The organism is Acidithiobacillus sp. (assembly GCF_027322205.1).
GTDB lineage: Bacteria > Pseudomonadota > Gammaproteobacteria > Acidithiobacillales > Acidithiobacillaceae > Acidithiobacillus.
This window is the reverse complement of sequence record NZ_DAHVHY010000132.1, coordinates 1-2545: the sequence shown is the minus strand read 5'-3', so window position 1 is coordinate 2545 and position 2545 is coordinate 1. Positions and strand designations below refer to the sequence as shown.

Genomic DNA, 2545 nt, shown 5'->3' with positions numbered 1-2545 from the left:
CAGAGTAGCTAAACTGTGCTCACCAAAAAGCGGCAAAAAAAGCACAAAAATGCTCTTAATGGGGTAGACGAATTTTTTGTCTGTCCAGCCTGATGCCGGCTGATGGGGTTGCCCGGAAAGTTGATCGTTGTGCGGATAATCCTAAATTCGGCAGTTACCGCTGCTGATTTGGCAGGATTCCTTTGATAGGATTGGTTTTTCCCCTGTAATGGAGGCTCACCCTGTGGGTGATGATGAAAATCGGCCGCAAAAGCCCATTCCTGCAGCAGTAAAAGCCATGGTCGTGGACACACTGGGCGGTCGCGTTCAGGTATCCTGGGATCCGGAATCGGCAGCTACTCCCTTTGGCCAGTTGGTGTTCTTTGCTGAGTTTCTGGAGGTCAGCGGTTTGTTTGATGCCTGGGTAGAAGAATGCCCCTTGATCTACAACAGCCCCAACGCCCCGAAGAAGCGCGATGTATTGGGCACCTGGAATCTCTCCATCCTGGCGGGTCACCGACGCTACGCACACGTCACCGCATTACGTAGTGATGGCGTTAGTCCCCAAATCCTGGGGATGAGCAAGATCGTCAGCGAAGACGCTCTGCGCCGGGCGTTGGAGAAAATTCCCGAAGCCGAAGGGACTGAATGGATGCGCAAGCATTTGTTCAAAAGCGTGGCGGCGGCCTGTCACACACCCTGGATTCTCGATATCGACACCACCATCAAAACCTTGTTCGGGCATCAGGAAGGGGCTGAAGTGGGCTACAATCCGCACAAACCGGGGCGTCCGTCCCACGCCTATCACGCGTACTGGATGGGCAATCTGCGTCTGCTGCTGGATGTGGAAGTCACGGCCGGCAACACCACGGCCTCCAACCATGCCCAACCAGGGCTGAACCGCGTACTGGACTCCCTGAGTGCTGAACAGCGCCCTTATCTGGTACGTGGCGACTGTGGCTTTGGCAATGATGCCGTCATCCGCGAGATGGAGACCCGGCAGCAGCCCTATCTCTTCAAATTGCGTCAATCACCTCGCGTTAAACGTCTGTTGCAGCGAGCATTTACCCGCAGCGACTGGATGAGCGCCGGACAAGGCTGGGAAGGCCGCGAGGACAGCATTCAACTTGCCGGATGGCAGCAGAGCCGTCGGGTGGTCATTCTCCGGCGTTTGCTGAAGCAAAACCTGATCGCCACCCAGGAACAGCAGGGCCAACTGGAATTTGCTTTCGTGGACCGGCGCCAGACCAAGGTCTACGAATACGCCGTGCTGGTGACGGATCTCACAGAAAGCATTCTGGGCATCGCGCAGCTGTACCGGGACCGGGCGGATGCGGAGAACGGTTTTGACGAGCTGAAGAATCAGTGGGGTTGGGGCGGGTACAGTACCCGTGATCTGGCGCGTTGTCGGCTCTCCGCCCGCGCCGTGGGGCTGATCTACAACTGGTGGAGCTGGTATACCCGACTGGCCTTTCCGGAATCCCGGCGAGAGGCCATCACCAGCCGTCCATTGCTGCTGTCCGCCATAGGCCGAAGCACGAAACACGCTGGACAGACCCAGCTTTACCTGACGCCCATGCATGCCGCGCAGAAAAAGGTTGAGCGCGGAATTGAAAATATCCGCCGAGGCTTACGGGCTGTTCGCCAGACTGCGGAGCGGTTGCTGGGGCACCAGCCATGGGACCTCCTCGTGCGCTACATCGTCGCCCAAATTACTCAATCACCGTGGTTACCAGATGGGGCGATTCCTGCTCTGGCCGGGCCGTAACTGCTTTTTTTAGGATAATGATTTAATCTGAGATGTTGATGGCTTTGTGTATGCTGACGGTCACGTAGCGTGAGGGGCAAGGGGTAAACCCCCTCGAAGAGCTTGAACAAACGCGCCTTCTCCGCGGACGAAAGCGCGAGCAGTCTTGTATGCGTCGCATGGGGAGACTCTCGGGATCAAATTGATCCCGGGAGTCAGGCTGCGATCTCCTGTTAACGGCGAAAAATCTGTTACTGATTCCTATTGTCCCTGAACCGCCGACGATTGATCTTCAACTGGCGACCCGCCTGGGTTTTTTTCACGAAGTCCGCCGCCTCCCGAACAGGCACCTCCCACTCGGCATGTCCGAGCGCGTGTGCGAACCGCAGTAGAGACAACAGATAATCCTGCTGAGTCTTGCGGCTACGATTTTCCCGCTCGATCGTCTCAGAACGGACCATTTCTTGTAGATCTTGTAATGTGATTTCACCAAGGCGGTGGACCGCGTGCGCATGGCAATAAGGCAGCAGCATGCCACTCACGCGCCTCAAATGGATGCGGTATTCTGACTTGGGCCCCTTGAACGTGCTACGAAGCAGATAGGACAAGGAGTTTTCGCTAATGGGCGCTTGTAGTTCGGCCATCTCGCGTTTTTGTCGTGCCTGTTCAGCCTTGTCAATATCGGCAAATTCTGGTGCCGGTTTGCGGGCGCCGATATACGAATTCACGACTTCTGGCCGTTGGTGGCCCAGTTCAGCACTGATGACCATTCGTGCGTTGTGATCTACCTCCCCGCGCGTGGTGCGGCCACCGGTAAAG

2 protein-coding genes are annotated in these 2545 nt (G+C 56.5%); one reads left to right on the top strand and one right to left on the bottom strand.

The features are described 5' to 3' along the window. Positions 1-223 precede the first annotated feature (223 nt). Complete coding sequence (locus M7F93_RS11700) at positions 224-1747, top strand: transposase (protein ID WP_298173736.1); 1524 nt, start codon at positions 224-226, stop codon at positions 1745-1747. A 230-nt stretch (positions 1748-1977) separates the two neighbouring features. Here M7F93_RS11700 and M7F93_RS11695 read toward each other — a convergent pair. Further along, a partial coding sequence (locus M7F93_RS11695; protein WP_298173733.1) for a hypothetical protein occupies positions 1978-2545 on the bottom strand: 568 nt, incomplete at its 5' end.